Origin of the sequence: Devosia sp., assembly GCF_034675085.1 — a bacterium.
Classification (GTDB): domain Bacteria; phylum Pseudomonadota; class Alphaproteobacteria; order Rhizobiales; family Devosiaceae; genus Devosia.
The window spans coordinates 1-4,032 of sequence record NZ_JAUCDN010000295.1; the positions used below are offsets into that span (position 1 = coordinate 1).

General features: G+C 65.0%; 2 protein-coding genes. Both read right to left on the reverse strand.

Features of this window, described 5'->3' with window-relative positions; all coding sequences use genetic code 11:
* Positions 1–2,146, reverse strand: a 2,146-nt coding sequence (locus VDP82_RS14990) for a diguanylate cyclase domain-containing protein (protein WP_323015638.1), incomplete at its 3' end; no start/stop codon positions are given.
* A 263-nt stretch (positions 2,147–2,409) separates the two neighbouring features.
* Positions 2,410–4,032: ABC transporter ATP-binding protein (locus tag VDP82_RS14995; RefSeq protein ID WP_323015639.1), on the reverse strand; the 1,623-nt coding region annotated here is incomplete at its 5' end.

Below are 4,032 nucleotides of genomic sequence, written 5' to 3' on the forward strand. Positions count from 1 at the left end.
CGATGGCGATGGAAACGCCCATGGCCCGCAATTGCCGCAGGATATGCAGCGCCCGCTGCTTGTCGGCGATGATGGCGGTTTCCGTCACCTCCAGCTCCAGCCGCTCCGGGGCGAGCCCGGACAGGAACAGCACGTTGCGGACCATGTCGATCAGTTCCACCTGCGAGAGCTGCACGCCCGAAATATTGACGGCGATCTTGTAGGGCTCGGGCCAGGACGCGGCCTCCAGGCACGCCATTTTCAGCACCCAGTTGCCGATGGCGCCGATGGCCCCGCATTCCTCGGCCACCGGGATGAAATCGGCGGGCGACACATTGCCATGGCCCGGCCGGTCCCAGCGCAGCAGCACCTCGTAGCCGGTCACCTCGCCGGTCTGCACCGATTTCTGCACCTGATAGGCGAGGTAGAAGCTGTCGGTTTCCAGCGCCGTCCAGATATCGCGCGCCAGGTCGCGCCGCTGGCGCGCCGTCTCGTCCATTTCCCGCTCATAATAGCAGATATGGCGGTCGAATTCGGCCTTGGCGCGATACATCGCCAGGTCGGCATTGTTGAGCAGGCGCGAGCGGTCGGTCTCGTCGTCGGGATAGATGGCGACGCCGATGCTGCCCCCGGTATTGACCACCCCGCCATCCACCTCCACGCGGCAGAACAGCGCCGTTTCGATGCGTTGCAGGAAATCGCGCAGCACCTCCATCGAGGCAAAGCTCTTGAGCGCGGCGAATTCGTCCCCGCCCAGCCGTGCCACCATCTCGCCCTTGTTCAACCCCTCGCTCAGCCGCCCGGCCAGGATTTTCAACACCGTGTCGCCGGTGGCATGGCCGTGGCTGTCGTTGATTTCCTTGAAGCGGTCGAGGTCGATAGCGATCACCGCCAGCTTGTTGCCGCTGTCGCGCGCGTCTTCCAGCGCCGCATCGAACCGCTCGCCGAACAGGGCCCGGTTGGGCAGGCCGGTCAGCCCGTCATGGCGGGCCAGATGGGCGATGGCTCGCTCCGAGCGCTCGCGCTCGGTGATGTCCTCGATGGTGGAGACCCACGATCCGTCGCCCACCGGGCTATGGGAGATACGCAGCGTGCGCTCGTCGGAAAATTGATGCACCACCTCGCCGCCCCTGGCCAGCAGCGGGGTGTGCTGGGCCATCAGCCGCTCGGTGATTTCCTCGATTTCGCCGGGATTCTGGCCCGCATGCAGCGCCGCCAGCCGGCAGACCTCGCGAAAATCGAGCCCGGTCAGGTCGCGCGATCCGTCCAGCCCCAGCATCTGCACCATGCGGCCATTATAAAGTTGCAGCTTTCCCGCGCGGTCATAAAGCCCGATGCCCTGCGCCATATGGGTGAGGGCTAGTTCCAGACGGCCGGAAACCTCGCTGATCCGCTCGGCGTCGCGCTGCTGCCGCGCCGCCTCGCGCGCCGTGCGCCGCCGGTCGATTTCATCGAGCAGGGCGCTGCCCATCGCCAGGCCCAGGATCAGCAGCGCGCTGCCGGTCACCGCCGCCGCCATCCAGCCGGCATGCAGTTCCCCTTCGCCCTCCATCGCGAAGCACAGCGAGAAATCGGCCGAGGCCATGGCGGTAAAATGCATGGCGCAGATGGCCAGGGTCAGCAGCCCCGCCCCCGACAGTCGCCGGCGCCAGCCGCTGCCGCTGCCGCTCAGGGCCACCGGCAGCGCCAGCCCGGCGAGCCCGATCCCCGCGATGATCGAGATCGATACCCCGGTGGCGTTCCAGCCCAGGGTGCCGCCCATCACCAGCGCGAAGATGCCGGTATAATGCATGCTCGAAATGGCCACGCCCACCACCGCGCCGCCCAGCGCATGATCCCAGCCGCCTTGGCCGCGGATGGCCATGGCGATGCCCGCCCCGCAAACCAGAATGGCGATACCCAGCGACGCTCCGGTCAGCGCCAGGTCGTAGGCCGGCGTGAAGCCGGGCCGGAAGGCCAGCACCGCCACGAAATGCGTCGCCCAGATGCCCGATCCCACCGCCAGCGCCGCGATGGCCGTCCACACCCACCGCATCCGCCCGCTGGCCCGCCGCGCATGGTTCACCAGGCTGGCGCAGGCATAGGACGAGGCCAGGCAGATCAGGGCGGCAAGGCCGACCAGGGCAAATTCATGGTCGGAAAGAAAGAAATCGAGCACGCCGGACACGATTGAACCTGCGGATAGGGGCTTTCCCCCACCCTTGCCGTTTCCGGCTTAAACCGAGGTTACATCCGGTGGTTTAGATTGCGTCAACGGCGCACCGGTCGCCCCGCTCGGCGTCGCGTGAAAATCCGCGCCCCTTTCGGCGCGAAAGGTGACGATGCGTCATGCTCGATGTTAACAATGCGTTAGCCGAAACGCCGGGGCGCTAACGCGAAAACGGGGCAATCGGTCCCCGTGCCCCGCCTTTATCCCCGCGCCGGCCCGTTTTATCCCCGCTCGCCGAACTGGGCCCGGTGCAGCGCCGCGTAGGCGCCGTCGCGCTCCAGCAGCGCCGCATGGCTGCCCTCTTCCACGATACCGGTTTCGTCCACCACCACGATGCGGTCGGCATTCTGGATGGTGGCGAGGCGATGGGCGATCACCAGCGTGGTGCGCCCCTGCGACAGCTCGGTCAGCGAGCGCTGGATAGCCACCTCCGTGGCCGTGTCCAGCGCCGATGTCGCCTCGTCCAGAATGAGAATCGGCGGGTTTTTCAGGAAGATACGGGCAATGGCCACGCGCTGCTTCTGCCCGCCCGAGAGCTTGACGCCGCGCTCGCCCACCACCGTGTCCAGCCCGTCCGGCATGCGGGCAATCACCGTGTCGAAGCGCGCGCGCCGCGCCGCCTCCATGATGGCCTCGTCGCTGGCGCCCAACTGCCCATAGGCAATATTCTCGCGAATGGTGCCGCCGAACAGGAACACGTCCTGCTGCACGATGCCGATCTGGCTGCGCAGCGAGGCCTGCGTCATGTCGCGGATATCGATGCCATCAATGCTGATCGCGCCGCTCTCGAGCTCGTAAAAGCGCGGCAGCAGCGAGCACAGCGTGGTCTTGCCTGCGCCCGACGGGCCCACGATGGCCAGCGTCTCACCCGCCTGAACGCTCAGATTGAGCCCATCGATGATCTTGCGGCCCGCTTCATAGGAAAAGCTGGCATTCGCGAAGACGATGTCGCCCTTGAGATGGTGCACCACCTTGGCCCCCGGCCGGTCGGCGATATCAGGTTCGGTGTCGATCAGCGTGGTGAAGCGGCGGAAGCCGGCAATGCCCTTGGGATAGCTTTCCAGCACGCTGGTGATCTTGTCGACCGGGCGCATGAACACATTGACCAGCAACAGGAAACTGACGAAGCCGCCATTGCTCAGATCGCCGTTCACCACCAGCCAGGCCCCCACCAGCATGACCACGAGTTGCACCAGGCGCGTGCTGAGATAGGTGATGGTGATGCTGGCCGTCATATAGGCATAGGCCTGCAATTTGGTCTGGCGATAGGCGTTGTTGTTGCCGGCGAAGAGGCGCGTTTCATGCGGCTCGTTGGCAAAGGCCTTGACCACCCTTATGCCGCCGATGGCGTCCTCGATGCGGGTGTTGAAATCGCCCACCTGGCGGAACAGCGTGCGCCAGTTTTGCGTCATCTTGGCGCCATAGCGGCTCACCAGCCAGGTCATCACCGGCACGATGAGCGTGGTGATCAGCGCCAATTGCCAGTTGACCGTGAACATCAGGATGAAGGCGCCGATAAAGGTCATGATGGCCAGGAACAGGTCCTCGGGCCCGTGATGGGCCACCTCGCCCACATCCTCCAGATCCTTGGTCACATGGGTGATCAGATGCCCGGTCTTGTTGTTGTCGAAAAAGCGGAAGCTGAGCTTCTGCAAATGGTCGAAGACCTGCCGGCGCATGTCGGTTTCGATGCCGATGCCCAGCATATGGCCGAAATAATTGACCACGCCCATCAGCATGGCGTTGAACACATAGACCGCCAGCAGCATCGCCCCGGCAATGAGGATGAAGCCGAATTCCGAGCGGGGCAAAAGCTGGTCGATGAAATAGGCCACCGCCATGGG